At 61.9% G+C, this 16,212-nt stretch carries 15 protein-coding genes; 11 read left to right on the forward strand and 4 right to left on the reverse strand.

The genetic code is table 11. The features are described 5' to 3' along the window. Nucleotides 1-47: 47 nt before the first annotated feature. Nucleotides 48-503, forward strand: coding sequence for a DUF721 domain-containing protein (locus CFII68_RS00370; protein ID WP_018614283.1), 456 nt, complete (start codon nt 48-50; stop codon nt 501-503). 396 nt (nt 504-899) lie between these two features. Here CFII68_RS00370 and CFII68_RS00365 read toward each other — a convergent pair whose 3' ends face one another. Beyond that, nucleotides 900-2,387: a helicase HerA-like domain-containing protein gene (locus CFII68_RS00365; RefSeq protein WP_018614284.1), complete on the reverse strand. Its 1,488-nt coding sequence runs from the start codon at nt 2,385-2,387 to the stop codon at nt 900-902. 360 nt (nt 2,388-2,747) lie between these two features. Between CFII68_RS00365 and CFII68_RS00360 the strand changes: the two genes are divergently transcribed. The 3 genes from CFII68_RS00360 (at nt 2,748) to CFII68_RS00350 (ending at nt 5,775) form a co-directional block, all read left to right on the forward strand. Beyond that, a complete protein-coding gene (locus CFII68_RS00360; RefSeq protein ID WP_018614286.1) occupies nt 2,748-3,839 on the forward strand; it encodes a glycosyltransferase family 1 protein in 1,092 nt (363 codons plus the stop codon). Between the two features lie 179 nt (nt 3,840-4,018). Next, a complete protein-coding gene (locus tag CFII68_RS00355) occupies nt 4,019-4,783 on the forward strand; it encodes a DUF2334 domain-containing protein (protein ID WP_033062958.1) in 765 nt (254 codons plus the stop codon). Beyond that, nucleotides 4,780-5,775 carry a lysylphosphatidylglycerol synthase transmembrane domain-containing protein gene (locus CFII68_RS00350; protein WP_018614289.1) on the forward strand — a complete coding sequence of 332 codons (996 nt, stop codon included), beginning with the start codon at nt 4,780-4,782 and terminating at the stop codon, nt 5,773-5,775. Before CFII68_RS00355 ends, CFII68_RS00350 begins: the two co-directional genes overlap by 4 nt. 4 nt (nt 5,776-5,779) lie before the next feature. On the opposite strand, the gene CFII68_RS27780 is transcribed toward CFII68_RS00350, so the two are convergent. Both CFII68_RS27780 and purU read right to left on the reverse strand, forming a co-directional pair. Then, a complete protein-coding gene (locus tag CFII68_RS27780) occupies nt 5,780-5,953 on the reverse strand; it encodes a hypothetical protein (protein WP_003205087.1) in 174 nt (57 codons plus the stop codon). Between the two features lie 225 nt (nt 5,954-6,178). After that, the gene (purU, locus tag CFII68_RS00345) at nt 6,179-7,027 is read right to left on the reverse strand and encodes a formyltetrahydrofolate deformylase (protein ID WP_018614294.1); all 849 of its coding nucleotides are present in this window, start codon (nt 7,025-7,027) and stop codon (nt 6,179-6,181) included. 306 nt (nt 7,028-7,333) lie between these two features. Here purU and mvaT point away from each other — a divergent pair, with 306 nt between their 5' ends. After that, nucleotides 7,334-7,711 (forward strand): histone-like nucleoid-structuring protein MvaT, encoded by a 378-nt coding sequence (mvaT, locus tag CFII68_RS00340; RefSeq protein ID WP_003205091.1) that lies wholly within the window; start codon nt 7,334-7,336, stop codon nt 7,709-7,711. 85 nt (nt 7,712-7,796) lie between these two features. Here the strand turns inward: mvaT and sbcB are convergent, their stop codons facing one another. Continuing rightward, nucleotides 7,797-9,230, reverse strand: a complete 1,434-nt coding sequence (gene sbcB / locus CFII68_RS00335) for an exodeoxyribonuclease I (protein WP_018614296.1) — start codon at nt 9,228-9,230, stop codon at nt 7,797-7,799. Nucleotides 9,231-9,612: 382 nt separating this feature from the next. On the opposite strand from sbcB, the gene CFII68_RS00330 reads away from it, so the two are divergent. From CFII68_RS00330 to CFII68_RS00305, 6 genes are all read left to right on the forward strand, one after another. Continuing rightward, nucleotides 9,613-10,338: an RDD family protein gene (locus CFII68_RS00330; RefSeq protein ID WP_018614298.1), complete on the forward strand. Its 726-nt coding sequence runs from the start codon at nt 9,613-9,615 to the stop codon at nt 10,336-10,338. Continuing rightward, entirely contained in the window at nt 10,335-11,309 is a 975-nt protein-coding gene (locus tag CFII68_RS00325) for a stage II sporulation protein M (protein ID WP_018614300.1), read from the forward strand. Before CFII68_RS00330 ends, CFII68_RS00325 begins: the two co-directional genes overlap by 4 nt. Beyond that, nucleotides 11,296-12,846, forward strand: coding sequence for a DUF4129 domain-containing protein (locus tag CFII68_RS00320; protein ID WP_033062956.1), 1,551 nt, complete (start codon nt 11,296-11,298; stop codon nt 12,844-12,846). The genes CFII68_RS00325 and CFII68_RS00320 overlap by 14 nt, the downstream gene beginning before the upstream one ends. Further along, entirely contained in the window at nt 12,843-14,006 is a 1,164-nt protein-coding gene (locus CFII68_RS00315) for a DUF4350 domain-containing protein (protein WP_018614305.1), read from the forward strand. Before CFII68_RS00320 ends, CFII68_RS00315 begins: the two co-directional genes overlap by 4 nt. A gap of 161 nt (nt 14,007-14,167) precedes the next feature. Next, nucleotides 14,168-15,355 carry a Fic family protein gene (locus CFII68_RS00310; RefSeq protein WP_018614306.1) on the forward strand — a complete coding sequence of 396 codons (1,188 nt, stop codon included), beginning with the start codon at nt 14,168-14,170 and terminating at the stop codon, nt 15,353-15,355. Nucleotides 15,356-15,438: 83 nt separating this feature from the next. Further along, nucleotides 15,439-16,212, forward strand: a 774-nt coding sequence (locus CFII68_RS00305; RefSeq protein WP_018614309.1) for a MoxR family ATPase, incomplete at its 3' end; no start/stop codon positions are given.

The raw sequence follows: 16,212 nt of genomic DNA on the forward strand, positions 1-16,212 counted from the left end.
GGTGCTTTCTGCTACCATGGCGCCTCTGTCACTTGCGGTATTCATTCATGGCCTTTCGCCCTCTTCCAGCCAAGGCGCCCGCCGTTCTGCTGCGCGAAGCCAAGCCGCTGAAAGCCATCTTTGGCCACGCCAAACGCCTGGGTCACCTGCAACGCCTGCTCGACAGCCAATTGCAACCGGCCGCGCGCGAGCATTGCCACGTGGCGTCCTGGCGCGAAGGCAGCCTGCTGCTGATCGTCACCGACGGCCACTGGGCCACACGCCTGCGCTACCAGCAAAAACGCCTGCTGCGCCAACTCCAGGCGTTCGAAGAATTCGCCAACCTGACGCGGATCCTGTTCAAGGTACAACCGCCCACCGTCCAGGTCGGCGCCAAGGGGCACACGCTGGATCTGTCCACCGACGCCGCCGCGACCATTCAAGCCACGGCGGATGGCATCAGCGATCCCAACCTGCGGGCGGCGCTGGAGCGGTTGGCGGCGCATGCGCGGCCCAAGGATTGAGATTTTCGGCGCCCGCTAATTAGCTATCGCGAGCAGGCTCGCTCCCACAGTGGATCTAGGCGAACACAAATTTTGTGTCTGGCAGAAACCCACTGTGGGAGCGAGCCTGCTCGCGATGGCGGCAGATCAGCCAGCCTATTTTTCGCCTGCATCGCGAGCAGGCTCGCTCCCACAGTGGATCTAGGCGAACACAAATTTTGTGTCTGGCAGAAACCCACTGTGGGAGCGAGCCTGCTCGCGATGGCGGCAGATCAGCCAGCCTATTTTTCGCCTGCCAGACCGCCTTCGCGAGCAAGCCCGCTCCCACAGGGGATTTGCGGCAGACACACATTCTGTGTCTGGCAAAAATCTACTGTGGGAGCGGGCTTGCTCGCGAAAGGGGCGACTCGGTCCTGACTACCGGCGCTTGCTGCCCCCCAGCAACGACCCCATCAACCCACGCACCAATTGCCGGCCCAACTGATTGGCCGCCTGGCGCATCGCCGATTTAAGCGCCTGGCCGGCCGCGGTGCCGAGGAACTCGCCGGCTTTTTCGGTGAAGCTCGGTTCTTCCGCCGCCGGCTTGCCCGGCGCCTCTTCGGCCTGCGGTTCCAGCCCTTTGCGGCCCATCAGCACTTCATAGGCCGATTCACGATCAATGGGTTTGTCATAGCGCCCTTGCAACGGCGAACTGGCGATCAACCTGGCGCGCTCGGCTTCGCTCAGCGGCCCGATGCGCGATTGCGGTGGCGCCACCAGCACGCGCTGGACCACTTCCGGCGTGCCTTTTTCCTGCAAGGTGCCCACCAGGGCTTCACCGATGCCCAGTTCGGTCAGCACCGCCAGGGCATCGAATTGCGGGTTGGGCCGGAAACCATCAGCCACCGCCCGCAGGGATTTCTGCTCCTTGGCCGTAAAGGCCCGCAACCCGTGCTGGATGCGCAAGCCCAACTGCGCCAGCACGTCATCCGGCAAGTCGCCCGGCGACTGGGTCACGAAATACACCCCGACGCCCTTGGAACGGATCAGCCGCACCACTTGCTCCAGGCGCTCCTGCAAGGCCTTGGGCGTCCCGGCAAAGAGCAGGTGCGCCTCATCGAAGAACAGCGCCAGCAACGGTTTGTCCGCATCACCGCGCTCAGGCAACTGCTCGAACAGCTCGGCCAGCAGCCACAACAGGAATGTCGCGTAGACCTTCGGCGCTTCGTGGACCAGGCGGCTGGCGTCGAGCAAGTGGATGCGGCCACGGCCATCGCTGGCCGGTTGCAGGATGTCTTCGAGCTGCAAGGCCGGCTCGCCGAACAACGCATCCGCACCCTGCTGTTCCAAAGTGGACAAGCGTCGCAACAACGCCTGGCTGGAGCCCGTGGTCATCAGCGCCGCGTCGTCCCCCAGCAACTCAGGGTTGTCCTTGAGATGGTTGAGCAGCGCTTTCAGGTCCTTGAGGTCCAGCAGTAACAAGCCTTCGCGGTCGGCCACCTTGAACGCGGCGTAGAGCGCCGACTGCTGGCTGTCCGTCAGTTCCAGCAGGCTGCCGATCAACAACGGACCCATTTCACTCAAGGTGGTGCGCAGTGGATGACCGGACTGGCCGTGGATATCCCACAAGGTCACCGGATAAGCCTGGGGCTTGTGGTTGAGCCAAGGCATGCCGGCGATACGCTCGGCGATCTTGCCTTGGGGGTTGCCGGCCGCGCCGAGGCCGCACAGGTCACCCTTGATGTCCGCCGCGAACACCGCCACGCCGGCATCGCTGAACATTTCGGCCAGGCGCTGCAAGGTGACGGTCTTGCCGGTACCGGTGGCGCCCGCCACCAGACCATGACGATTCGCCAGGCGCATGGCCTGGGCGATGGGCTGGCCGCTAAGGTCGGCGCCGATAATGAGTTGCGATGAGTCAGGCATGTGGTCACCCGTGGTGTTTGCGATATGACGCCATTTTGCACGCTTATATAAAAGCATGCCTGGGGCATTAAGGCTTGAATGCACAGTCAACACTGTATTTGGCCGGACCTATGTGGCGAGGGGATTTATCCCCGCTGGGCTGCGCAGCAGCCCTAAAGCAGCGTACTCCATCATCCTGGCACACCGAGTTGCATGGTTTGGAGCCGCTTCGCGGCCCAGCGGGGATAAATCCCCTCGCCACAGGAATCTGCATGACCGCTACGTCACCACAACCCCAACCGAACATCTATTCTTACTAAAGGTCAACACAGGAGAACACTGACCGGAGGGACGTTCATCGTGCATATAGCGGACATAACCATGTTCTACGCCCCCGCCAGCGGAGGCGTGCGCACTTATCTGGATGCCAAGCACCGGCGCCTGGGCGATCGGCCCGGTATTCGCCACAGCCTGCTGATTCCCGGCGCGCATTTGAGCGTGCATGACGGAATCTACAAGGTTCCAGCCCCTGCACTGCCGTTCGGCAAGGGCTACCGCTTCCCCCTTCGCCTGGCCCCCTGGCGCAATGTCCTGCGCGATCTACAGCCCGATCTGATTGAAGTCGGCGATCCCTACCTCACGGCCTGGGCCGCGCTGGATGCCCGTCGCCAGCTCGACGTCCCCGTCATCGGTTTCTATCACTCCGACCTGCCACTGCTGGTCAGCAACCGCATGGGCAACTGGTTCACCCCCAACATCGAAGCTTATGTCAGCAAGTTGTACGGCAATTTCGACCGGGTCCTGGCACCGAGCCAGGTCATGGCCGACAAACTGACCGGGTTGGGGGTCAAGAACGTCTTCGTGCAACCATTGGGCGTCGACCTGCAAACCTTCAACCCGGCCGCCCGCGACCCGGAGCTGCGCGCCGAGCTGGGCATCGCCGAGGACACGCGCCTGCTGATTTTCGCCGGTCGCGGTTCCAAGGAAAAAAACCTGCCGGTGCTGCTCAAGTGCATGAAGCGCCTGGGCGAGCGCTACCACTTATTGTTGGTGGGCTCGTCGATGCCCGCCGTGGTGCCGGACAACGTCACGGTGATCGATGAATTCTGCCCGGCACCGCAAGTCGCCCGGCTCATGGCCAGCGCCGATGCCCTGCTGCACGCTGGCGACCAGGAAACCTTCGGCCTGGTGATTCTCGAAGCCATGGCCAGCGGTATTCCGGTCGTGGCGGTGGCGGCCGGGGCTTTCACTGAGGTCGTCGATGAAGACTGCGGCCTGCTGTGCACCCCCAACAATCCACAGGCCATGGCCAATGCCGTGCGACAACTGTTTGCCGAAGGCTGTCAGCGCCGTGGCGTGCTGGCGCGCCAGCATGTGGAGCGGCATTACGCCTGGGATACCGTGGTCAACAGCTTGCTGGGGCACTACTACGCGGTGCTCGGCGGGCAGATGCCACTGCTGGCCAATGGTTGAGGCGAGGTCCGTGTCGATGAATCATTCGCCCAGTGTCCTGTTTCGCAAATACGTTTCTTTTTTGGCGAGTGGCTGTTGTCGTCAGGCAAGGCGCCGCGACGAGTCATAGCCCGCTATGGCGAGGAGCGGCAACGCAGCATGACGACAACAGACACCGTCAAAAAGGAACAGTATTTGTGATACAGGACACTAGCGTGCTCCTGGTGCTGCACGACGTGGCACCGCAAACCTGGCCCGACTACCAGCCCTTCGTCGAAGCCGTTGACGCCCTCGGCCAGGTGCCGATGACCTGGTTGGTGGTGCCGGACTTTCACCGCAACAATGCCTTGGAGGCTGACCCCGGCTTTCGGCGCCTGCTCGACAGCCGGGTCGAGCGCGGCGACGAACTGGTGTTGCATGGCTACTACCATTGCGACGACGGCCCTGCCGCCCGCCACCCCAAGGAGTGGTTCATGCGCCGGGTCTATACCCATGAGGGGGAGTTCTACAACCTGTCCGAGGCCGCCGCTCTCGCCCGCCTGCGCGCCGGTATCGAAACCTTTGCACGCTACCACTGGCCACTGGAGGGTTTCGTCGCCCCGGCCTGGCTGATGAGCGAAGGCACGCGCCAGGCCTTGCGCCAGTTGCCGCTGAGCTACACCAGCGATACTCAACACCTTTATCGCTTGCCCGACTTCACCGCCATCGATGCGCCGGGGCTGGTCTGGAGTGCTCGCAGCGCCTGGCGCCGTGGCCTGTCGAAAGTCATCAGCGACCAACGCGAACAGCGCTGGCGCCAGGCCCCGGTGATTCGCCTGGGCCTGCACCCGGTGGACATGCGCCATGCCTTTTCCCGGGACTATTGGCTGCGCACCCTCGAACGCCTGCTCAACGACGGTCGTGTGCCCATGACCAAAGTCGACTGGCTGGCGACCCAGGGGCTGCGGGTCAGCAGCGCCGCATGAAACGGCTGATCTGGCTGGGTGCCGCCCTGCTCACGGCGCTACTGGTGCCGCTGCTGGTCGGCGGCGGGGAAATGTGGTCGCGGGTGCAGCGCTTTCCGTTGTCGCTACTGCTGGCCATGCTCGGCATGATCGTGCTGTGCTGGGGCTTGAACTCCGTGCGCTTGCGCCTGCTGCTGGGGGAGCACCGTGGGCGCATCGGCGGGCTGAAAAGCATCGGCGTGGTGATGTCCACCGAGTTCGCCATGTGCGCGACGCCCGGTGGCAGTGGCGGCCCGCTGACGCTGATGGCCCTGCTGGCGCGCAACGGCGTGCGCCCGGCCCATGGCAGCGCGGTATTTGCCATGGATCAGTTGAGCGACTTGCTGTTCTTCCTCTGCGCCTTGGTGGGCATTCTGTTTTACGCGCTGTTCCAGAACCTCAGCCAGCGCATGGAATGGATGCTGGCGTTAAGCGCGATTTCATTGTTTGGCGGGTTGTTCGGCTGCGTGCTGGTGGCCCGGTATCACCGCAGATTGATTCTGCTGGGTGCTCGACTGCTGCGCCACCTGCGCGTAAAAGCCGTCACCCGTCGACGCTGGGCCCGCAAGATCCTGAGCTTTCTGGCGGCGTTCACCGACACCTTGAAGTTGCCGCGACAGACACTGCTCCAGGTCTTCGGCCTGACCTGCCTGCATTGGGCGCTGCGCTACAGCGTGTTGTACCTGGCATTGAGGGGACTGGGGGCGGATTTGCAGTGGGCCTGGAGTTTCCTGATCCAGATGCTGTCCCTGAGTGCGGGACAGTTCAGCCTGCTGCCGGGCGGCGCCGGGGCGGCCGAATTGACGTCGGCGGCGCTGCTGGCACCCATGGTGGGCAAATCCACCGCAGCGGCGGCGATCCTGATCTGGCGGGCGGTGACCTATTACTTTTATCTGGTGGCCGGCGGGCCGGTGTTCTTCCTGATGGTCGGGCGACCGTTGCTCAAGAAACTGATCAGGCTCAGGCAGGCCTGACGTATCACGGCTTCTGCTCGGGCTCGTCCTGGGGATGCAGTTGCTCCCACAATTGCGCGGCATCAGGAAACTCAGTGCCGTCCTCCGGGCCCAACGCATCTGGGTCATAGCGGCTGAGGCAGCCCTCGCCCAGGGTCGCCGGCGCCTTGGAGGTGGCTTTGTCCAATGGATCGGTCATGGCGCGAGCGTCTCCCTTGAACTGTATGAGTTCCTGTGGCGAGGGGATTTATCCCCGTTGGGTTGCGGAGCAACCCTAAAGCGGCGAGCTCAATCTGGCATACCGGGTTGCCTGGATTGGGGCCGCTTCGCAGCCCAACGGGGATAAATCCCCTCGCCACAGGGACATCATTGCTCTTCAGAAAAAAGGCCTGGCGATCGCTCGTCCAGGCCCTTTGCAGTGCAGTCAGAACACCACGGTCTTGTTGCCGTGCACCAGCACCCGGTCTTCCAGGTGATAACGCAGGCCCCGGGCCAACACCATCTTCTCTACGTCACGGCCGAAACGCACCATGTCTTCGATGCTGTCGCTGTGGCTGACGCGCACCACGTCCTGCTCGATGATCGGGCCGGCATCCAGCTCTTCGGTCACGTAGTGACAGGTGGCGCCAATCAGCTTCACACCACGCATCGACGCCTGGTGGTACGGCTTGGCACCGACGAACGACGGCAGGAAACTGTGGTGGATGTTGATGACTTTATGGGCGTATTCGCGGCACAAGGCCGGCGGCAGGATCTGCATGTAGCGGGCCAGCACCACCACCTCGGCATCGTGCTGCTTGACCAGCCGCGAGACTTCGGCGAACGCCGGCTGCTTGTCTTGCGCGTTGACGGGTACGTGGTAGTACGGGATGCCGTGCCATTCCACCATGCTGCGCAAGTCGTCATGGTTGGAAATCACACAGGCGATGTCGCAATCGAGCTCATCGCTGTGCCAGCGGTGCAACAGGTCGGCCAGGCAGTGGGACTCACGACTGGCCATCAGCACCACGCGTTTTTTCTGCGCGGTGTCGGTGATACGCCAGTCCATCGAGAACTCTTCGGCGATGGGGGCGAACGCTTCACGGAAGGCTTCGATACCGAAGGGCAGCGAATCGGCACGAATCTCGTGACGCATGAAAAACCAACCACTTTGATTGTCCGAGTGATGGCTTGCTTCGGTGATCCAGCCGTTATGGGACGCCAGAAAGTTACTGACTTTAGCAACGATGCCGACGCGGTCCGGGCAAGCAATCACCAGACGAAAAGTGCGCATTAGGGAAACTCCAGAACTTCGCAAAGGCGGCCATTCTAGCCATTGCGCGGCAAAACTGCAGTATCGATGACACGCCAAACCCTCCGCGACGGCCTATCGCTGCGATCTGCGTGGCCTGGGGAAGCAGGCTATATGTGTGAAAAGATGTGAAGACTCTGTCGCGGCATTTAACTGCAACAGGCGTTTTTGTGGCACAGCACTAATTAATTAAATAAAACACCGGTTAAATGTTTACTTGATGAAACTGTCTGATTACTATTGCCGCACTGTGTCCTTGTCACCCGCGTCCTACATAAGGTAGTCCACATGTCCTTGATCAATGAATACCGCGCCACAGAAGAAGCCATCAAAGAACTGCAAGCTCGCCTGAAAAACCTGTCCCAAGACGACAAACTGCAAACCGAGCTTGAATTCGAAGGCAAACTGCGCACTCTGATGGGCGAATACTCCAAGTCGCTGCGCGACATCATTGCCCTGCTGGATCCAGAAGCCAAGTCGAGCAAAGCACCACGTGGCGCCGTGAAAACTACCGGCACCAAACGCGCTCGCAAAGTTAAGCAATACAAGAACCCGCACAACGGCGAAGTCATCGAAACCAAAGGTGGCAACCACAAGACTCTGAAAGAGTGGAAAGCCAAGTGGGGCGGTGACGTGGTTGAAGGCTGGGCAACCCTGCTGGGCTAAGCCTCACCGGTTCGCACCGTTCTTAGCGAACAAAAAAACGCCAGCGATTGCTGGCGTTTTTTATGCCTGTCATCTTTTTACTTCATCACGGCTCAAGGCTTAAACGTTTGCGCAATTGCTGGCTGTAGCCCTGCCACTCCCTGAGTACTTCTTGCTGCACGGGTGTAGACAGAGCCATCCACTCTCCCATCGCCGCATCAAAACTTTCCAAGGTATTAGGCGCCCCCCACTCCGGGGATGACAGCCGTTGTTGACAGAAAAGTCTCCAACGCGCCTGCTCTTCAGGACTCAACGTGTCTGGAAAGTTGCGCGCGCGATATCGGAACAATAGTTCTGGCAAACGCTCATCATCGAAAGGCCAGCGTTCTTGAGCCAATTGCGCGGGGTCAGCCATGCGCACTTGTTCACATAAACGTCGATCGCGATCCCCCAGGAAGCCCGCGTATAACTGTTGTTCGGGATCCTCGCTGGCGGTGAAATCCTCGCGCCCATAAATAGCCTGAAGTTTATCTTGCCAAACTTTCTGTGCGTCAGTTAGCCGCAATGCCCGCTGCTGATAGCCCTCCATGTCCAGTTCCAGTCGCTGCTGGTCCGCGGCACGCAGCACCGACAATGGCGCGATCACCGGGCATTTGTTGATATGGATAAGCTTGAGCGGCACCGGCAACTCACCTTCGAGCAATTCTTCACGGCGGGTATACAAACGCTGGCGCAGGCTTTCGGCATCGTCGTCCAGCAGGCCCTGGGGGTCCAGATGCAGGTCGCAGACGATCAGGGCGTTGCGGTTTTTCGGGTGCCAGGCCAGCGGCAGGACCACACCGATGTAGTTGCGCGCCGCCGAGAAGCGACCGGAAATATGCACCATGGGCTGCAACAGACGGATCTGGTCCATCACCTTCTGTTTGCTGCGCAACTGGAACAGCCAGTCGTAGAGCCGGGGCTGCTGCTGACGGATCAGCCGGGCCAGGGCGATGGTCGCGCGCACGTCCGACAACGCATCATGGGCCTGGCCATGGTCGATGCCATTGGCGGCGGTCAGGCGCTCGAGCTTGAGGGTCACGCGACCGTCCTCTTGCGGCCAGACAATGCCTTGCGGGCGCAGCGCATAGGCCGCGCGCACCAGGTCGATCAAATCCCAGCGACTGTTGCCGCCCTGCCATTCCCGCGCGTACGGGTCGAAGAAATTCCGATAGAGGCTGTAGCGGGTCATTTCATCGTCGAAGCGCAGGGTGTTGTAGCCGGCGCCACAGGTACCGGGCGCGGCCAGGTGGCCGTGGACACGGGTCATGAAATCGGCTTCGCTCAAGCCTTTTTCGGCCAGGCACGCCGGGGTGATGCCGGTAATCGCGCAGGCCGCCGGATGCGGCAGGATGTCATCGCTGGGCTGGCAATACAGGTTCACCGGTTCGTCGATTTCATTGAGTTCGAAATCGGTACGGATACCCGCCACCTGCAAGGGCCGGTCGCAACGCGGGTTGATGCCGGTGGTTTCGTAGTCGTACCAGAAAATGGAAGTCACGGGCTGTTCCTGAACTGAAGACTGGCGAAGTCTAGGCGCTCGAACCCGCCTGCGACCAGCAGTCCTGTAACTTTTGAATGCCGACACGGGGGTGGATATTGGATCTGTAAACACCCGAGAACCCATGTGGGAGCGGGCTTGCTCGCGAAAGCGGTGGGTCAGCGACATCGATGTTGAATGTACCGCCGTCTTCGCGAGCAAGCCCGCTCCCACAAGGATCCGTGAACACTGAGGGGGCGCAGAATGATGCAGACAACGTTCACGCGCTCAATCCTGTTACAAACCATGAAATGACACACACAGCTCTATCGTTTGCCCGCACGAAGACTGCTAGCATCTGGGCCGAGATTGAACGTTCGGTCTGGCCCATCACAGGTTGCCCATGCTCGAGACACCAGCACTGCAAAGGAACGCGACGCTGCCCGCGCCCCTGGACACGCGCTATCAGGTTGAAACGCCCGAAGGCATCGACCTGCCGCTGCGCCCGGCGGGACTGATGCCGCGTGCAATCGCCTTCGCCATCGACCTGGGCATACGCGGGCTGGTCCTGGGGCTTTTCTTCCTGGTCCTGGCGTTTTTCGGCGAACTGGGGATGGGCCTTGGGTCCATCCTGCTGTTTGTCGTCAGTTGGTGGTACATGGTGCTGTTCGAGGTGCTCAACCAGGGGCGCTCTCCCGGCAAGCAGATCATGGGGCTGCGCGTGGTGCAGGACGATGGCCGGCCCATCGGCTGGTCGGCGTCGTTGATCCGCAACCTGCTGCGTTTCGTCGACATGCTGCCCTTCGGCTACACCTTCGGGGCCATCAGTTGCCTGCAGCATCCGGCGTTCAAGCGCTTGGGCGACCTCGCGGCCGGCACGCTGGTGGTGTATCGCGAACAGCCGGTCAAACGCCCCGCCTTGCCGATGGCCCCGCCGATACGCACGCCTTTCACCCTCAGTCTGAATGAGCAACGCGCCGTGCTGGGCTTCGCCGAACGCCAGGCAGAACTGTCCCAGGCGCGAGTCAACGAACTGGCTGCCATCCTGGCCGCGCCACTGAACGTCCAGGTGCCAAACGCCGCGGCCGAACTCAATGGCGTCGCCCGCGGCCTGCTGGGGCCAACATGAAGCAAAGCCTGTTCGAAAGCCGTCACCAAGGGGAATGGGAGCACCTGACCCGGCAACTCGACCAACTGGAGCGCAGCCGCAGCGTACCCCAGAGCAGCGACTTCCCTGCCACCTACCGACGGCTTTGCCATCACCTGGCACTGGCCCAGGCCCGGGGCTACAGCAGTTTGCTGGTCGACACCCTGCAACAACTGGCGCTGCGCGGTCACCAGCAACTCTACCGGGATCGCAGCCGGCCCTCGGCCAGTCTCTCGGCGTTTATCCTGGTCGGTTTCCCCCGACTGGTGCGTGAACAATGGCGATTCGTGCTGGCCGCCAGCCTGATGTTCCTGGGCAGCCTGGTGGGCATCGGGCTGCTGGTCTATCTGTTCCCGGAACTGGTCTACAGCGTGCTGGGCGCTGACGAAATCAGCCAGATCCGCAGCATGTATGACCCGGCGTCCGGGCACCTGGGGCGCTCGGTCGAGCGGGCCGCCAGCGAGGACTGGGTCATGTTCGGTTACTACATCATGCACAACATCGGCATTGCCTTTCAGACCTTTGCCAGTGGCTTGATGTTTGGCCTGGGGAGCGCGTTTTTCCTGTTTTTCAATGGCCTGACCATCGGCGCGGTGGCCGGGCACCTGACCCAGATCGGCTCCGGGGGAACGTTCTGGTCGTTCGTGATCGGCCACGGCGCCTTCGAACTCACCGCCATCGCCCTGGCCGGGGCCGCAGGCCTGCAACTGGGCTGGGCCTTGATTGCGCCGGGACGCCTGACCCGAGGCGAGGCCTTGCGGCTCGCGGCGGGCAAAAGCGTGCTGATGATCGGCGGCGTGATGCTGTTCCTGCTCATTGCCGCGTTCATCGAGGCCTACTGGTCTTCCAGCGCCGTGACGCCCGCCACCAAATACACGGTAGGCGCCTTGTTGTGGCTGTTGGTGATCAGCTATCTGTCGCTTGCCGGACGGGTCCGCCATGCGCCTGAGTGACGCCACCGTCGTCATCCGCCCACGCACCACCTGGGAAGCCATGGACCTTGGCGTGTTGATGAGTCAGCAGCATCGACGCCTGCTGATGACCAGTTGGGCGATCATCACGTTGCCGGTGTACCTGTTGCTGACCCTGCTGCTGTGGGACTCACCGTCGCTGGTGGTGATGCTGTTCTGGTGGTTGAAGCCGGCCTTCGACCGGCTGCCGCTGTACATTCTGTCCAAGGCACTGTTTGGCGAAACCCCCACCTTGCGGCAGGCGTTGCGCCAGTGGCCTGCGCTGCTCAAGCCGCAGTTGCTGGCCAGCCTGACCTGGCGCCGGTTGAGCCTGAGCCGCAGTTTCCTGATGCCGGTGGTGCAACTCGAGGGGCTTAGCGGTGAGGCCCGGGCGCAGCGCTTGCGGGTATTGCAGCAACGCAACCGCGGCGCGGCGCAATGGTTGACCGTCATCGGCGTGCACCTGGAAACCGCCTTGTGGTTCGGCCTGATGGCCCTGTTCTATCTGTTCGTGCCGCAACAAGTCGAACTGCAATGGGATTGGGAGACGCTGGTGTCAGCGGCCGAGCACGACTGGTTGTGGTTCGAACACCTGGTCAACTTCCTGTACCCGCTGCTGCTGATCTTATGGGAGCCGATATATGTCGCCTGTGGCTTCAGCCTCTACCTGAACCGGCGCACGATCCTCGAGGCGTGGGACATCGAGCTGGTGTTCCGACGCCTGCGCCAACGCCTGAGCGGCGTGGCCCCGGTGCTGATGCTGCTGGTGTTCATGCTGCTGCCGCTGGCGCCCCCGGCGTTTGCCGATGAGGACCGCAGCGGCCCCGACAGCCCCCGACTGCTCAACCAGCCCCTCACCAGCGAAGCCTCCCGGGACGGTATCAAGGCAATCCTCGACGCCCCGCCGTTCAAGAACCCCGAGACCGTCATTCGTTATCGTTTCGGCGAAGAAACGGCCGAATCCCCCGAGTCCGAGACCGAAACCGAGGCCAAACCGAGCTGGCTCAAGGACCTGTTCAAATGGCTCGGCAGCCAACGTTTCGACATCGCCGCCGCACTGATCCAGGTGGTGCTGTGGGCCTGCCTGGTGGCGGCGATCGTCTGGCTGGCCTGGCGCTACCGTGAACGACTCAAGGCCCTGGCCAATCTCCGACCGACGCAGCGCCTGCCGGTGGAACGCGCCGTACCGGCGCGCATGTTCGGCCTGGATATTCGCGAAGAGAGCCTGCCCGCCGACGTGGCGGCCAACGTCGAGCAACTGTGGGCCACGCAACCCCGTGAAGCCCTGGGCCTGCTGTACCGGGCGCTGCTCAGCCGGTTGCATCATGACTTCAAGATCCCCTTGAAACCGGCCGACACTGAAGGTCAGGTGCTGGAACGCGTCGAACAGCTCAAGCAGGACAACCTGCTGGGCTTCAGCAAAAACCTCACCCTGCATTGGCAGAACATTGCCTATGGGCATCGCCCCCCACCGACACACCTGCAACAGGAACTGTGTGACGGCTGGCGCGCGCTGTTCGGTCCGGGGGCGTCTCGATGAGCCGGCACGCGGGATGGCTGATCGGCGCCGTGCTGGCCGCCGTGGTGTGCGCATTCGGTCTCTACCTCTACACCAAGGCCGTGCCCTATGAGGAGGTCGTCGAGCACGACCCCTCCCCTGAGGCCCAGGCCAATCCTTACCTGGCCGCCGAGCTTTTCCTGCGCCAGAAGGGTATCAACATCGAGCACGCCAACAGCCTGGATGTGCTGCCCACCCTGGAGCCTCGCCAGCACAGCCTGCTGTTGCTAGGCGAACGAACCCACATGACGCCACGGGAAGTCGAGCAGTTGATGAACTGGACCCGGGCCGGCGGGCGCTTGCTTTTCGTTGCCGAAGCCTTGTGGGACGACAGCACCGGCAACAGCGGCGACCTGCTGCTCGACCGCGTGCGCCTGCGCCAATCCTTGAGCAAGGACCTCAAGGAACCGGCGCCCAAACTGATCAAGGACCGTTACCCGGAACTGACCAAACTCTATCTGGAAGACGAAGAGGCGCCGGCGTATGTCGGCTTCGACACCGACTTCCACCTCGAGGACCCGCATGACCTGGCCCAGGCCTGGGCCAACAGCGCGCTGGCGACCCACATGATGCAATTGAACCTCGGCCTCGGCTCGATCACCGTGATCACCGACGCCGAGCTGTGGAAGAACGAGAAGATCGACCAGTACGACAACGCCTGGCTGCTCTGGTATTTGAGCGCCGACACGGACGTCACGCTGCTGTTCAACACCGACCACGACAACCTGCTGACCCTGCTGCTGCGCTATTTTCCCCAGGCATTGGTGGCACTGCTGGCCTTGATTGCCCTGTGGTTCTGGCGTTCAGCGGTGCGCCATGGCCCACTGCAACAACCGGCCTCCAAGGCGCGGCGTCAGTTGGAAGAGCACGTGCAGGCCGGCGCCGGTTTCCACCTGCGGCACAACGGCCAGGAGTACCTGTTGCATGCCTTGCAACAAGACGTGCTGCGCCGGGCACGTCATCTTCACCCAGGCTTCGAACAACTGGCCGTCGCCGAACAATGGCAGGTACTCGCCCGCCTGACCCGACAACCGACGCGGGCCATCAGCCAGGCCTTGAGCCCACGGCCGAAACAGCGCCTGTCCCGCGCCGATTTCTGCCGCCAGGTTGCCCATTTGCAAACCCTTAGGAATGCCTTATAGATTCTTTCCGCAGAAAAATCCGCAAAAACAGCGGAAACAATCTATCGTACGGTATCGCCAAACCCAGTAATTACGGGCTTTATCGACCGTTTTATTTTCCGCATAAATTTCCGCAGGAATTGCCCAACCAATAGCCGTTTATGTTCGCTGGAAGCAAAACGATGATCACCTCGAAAACGTACCTTGATCCCGTACTGCCAGAAAGTCTGCCCGACTCGATCATTCAGGCTGCGGATCAATTGCCACGCAAGGCAACCTTTCTGGCCGGACGGCTGGCCGATGAGACATCCAAGCAACTGGCGGGCCTGTTGCGCATCACCAATACCTACTACTCGAACCTGATCGAAGGGCATCGAACCGAGATCGCCGACCTCCAGGTTGCTCGCACGACACCGAAACGGGAAAGAAAAGAGCTCAAAGAGCTTGCCGTGCAACACATGACGCAGCAGGAGGTGATGGAACGACTGCTTCGCATGCGGCCAACGGACAGTTTCTCTGCCGTGTTCGATCCCAAGTTGATCGCGGCCATCCATCGTCGACTGTTCAAGGACGCCTCTAAGCAGGAGTTGACCCTGGGTGATGGTCGCATGATGGAACCCGGCAGGCTGCGGGCCGAAGAGAACGAGCAGGTCCAGGTTGGCGCCCATGTCGCTCCAGCGGCGGCTGTTGTATTGCCCATGCTTGAGCATCTGCAGTTGCACTACGGACGAATCAGGGATCCGCGACGCCAATTGATCGCGGCCCTGGCAGGCCATCACCGAGTGGCGCTTGTTCACCCCTTCCTTGACGGCAATGGTCGAGTGATTCGGATGCTCACCCACCTGCAGCTTGTTCACCTTGGGCTGAAACCTTTTCTCTGGTCACTGTCTCGTGGCCTGGCTCGCAGGCAAGATGAGTACTATCGCTTTCTGGCCTTGGCTGATCGCCCTCGCGAAGGTGACTATGACGGGCGCGGCCAACTCTCACAGCGTCACTACTTCAACTTCATCGAGTTCATGCTCGATGTCTGCCACGACCAGATCGAGTACATGACGACCTCGCTAAACCCGGCCAAGCTGCGCGAGCAGGTTGTTCATGTGTTTTCAACCGATCCTGAGCTTCGCCGTGCCGGCATCCGGCCCACCAGTGCAGCCGCCGTGCTGGCGCTTCTCACCCAAGGTGCGATGCCGCGTGCGGAGTTCAAAGTGTTCACAGGTTTGAAGGATCGGCTTGCAACGGAAGAACTGGGCCGCTTGATCGAAGCGGGGATCGTGGTCAGCAGTACCCCCAGATCCCGAACGGTGGAAGCGGGTTTGCCCGCACGCTTCGCCGGATTGATCTTTCCAAACCTGCATTTTCAAATGGGCTAAGGTGTGCAGCGACTCAGTTGTCAGCGCCCGGCACTGCACCATGTCGCGAGTCATAGGATTTAACCGTTAGGAGAACGCCAGAATTGACGACTGAACAGAACGAACCTGTCGACGGCCAGGCCCACGCCGCCCAACAGCGCCAGCGCGCCAGTCAGTTGGCCCAGGCCATCCGCACCGAGCTGCGCAAAGCGGTGGTTGGCCAGGGCGCAGTGATCGACGATGTGCTCACCGCGCTGATCGCTGGCGGGCATGTGCTGCTCGAAGGCGTTCCCGGGCTGGGCAAGACCTTGCTGGTGCGGGCCCTGGCCCGGTGTTTCAACGGCGAGTTCGCGCGTATCCAGTTCACCCCCGACCTGATGCCCAGCGACGTCACCGGGCACGCGGTGTACGACTTGCAGACCGAGCAGTTCAAGCTGCGCAAGGGCCCGGTGTTCACCAACCTGCTGCTGGCCGACGAGATCAACCGCGCACCGGCCAAGACCCAGGCCGCGCTGCTCGAAGCCATGCAGGAACGCCAGGTCACCCTCGAAGGCCGCGCCCTGCCCATCAGCCAGCCGTTCATGGTCCTTGCCACCCAGAACCCCATCGAACAGGAAGGCACCTACCCGTTGCCGGAAGCCGAGCTCGACCGCTTCATGCTCAAGGTGCGCATGGACTACCCGGACGCCGACCAGGAGCTGGACATGGTGCGCCAGGTCAGCCGCTCGACCCGCGCCGACATGCTCGACGTGCAGCCGCTGCGCATGGTGTTGCAAGCCAAGGCCCTGCCGATGGACGACCAGGTGCTCGATTACGCCGTGCGCCTGGCCCGCACCACCCGCAGTTGGCCGGGCCTGACCCTCGGCGCCGGCCCGCGC

Source organism: Pseudomonas sp. CFII68 (assembly GCF_000416195.1).
Lineage (GTDB): Bacteria > Pseudomonadota > Gammaproteobacteria > Pseudomonadales > Pseudomonadaceae > Aquipseudomonas > Aquipseudomonas kilonensis.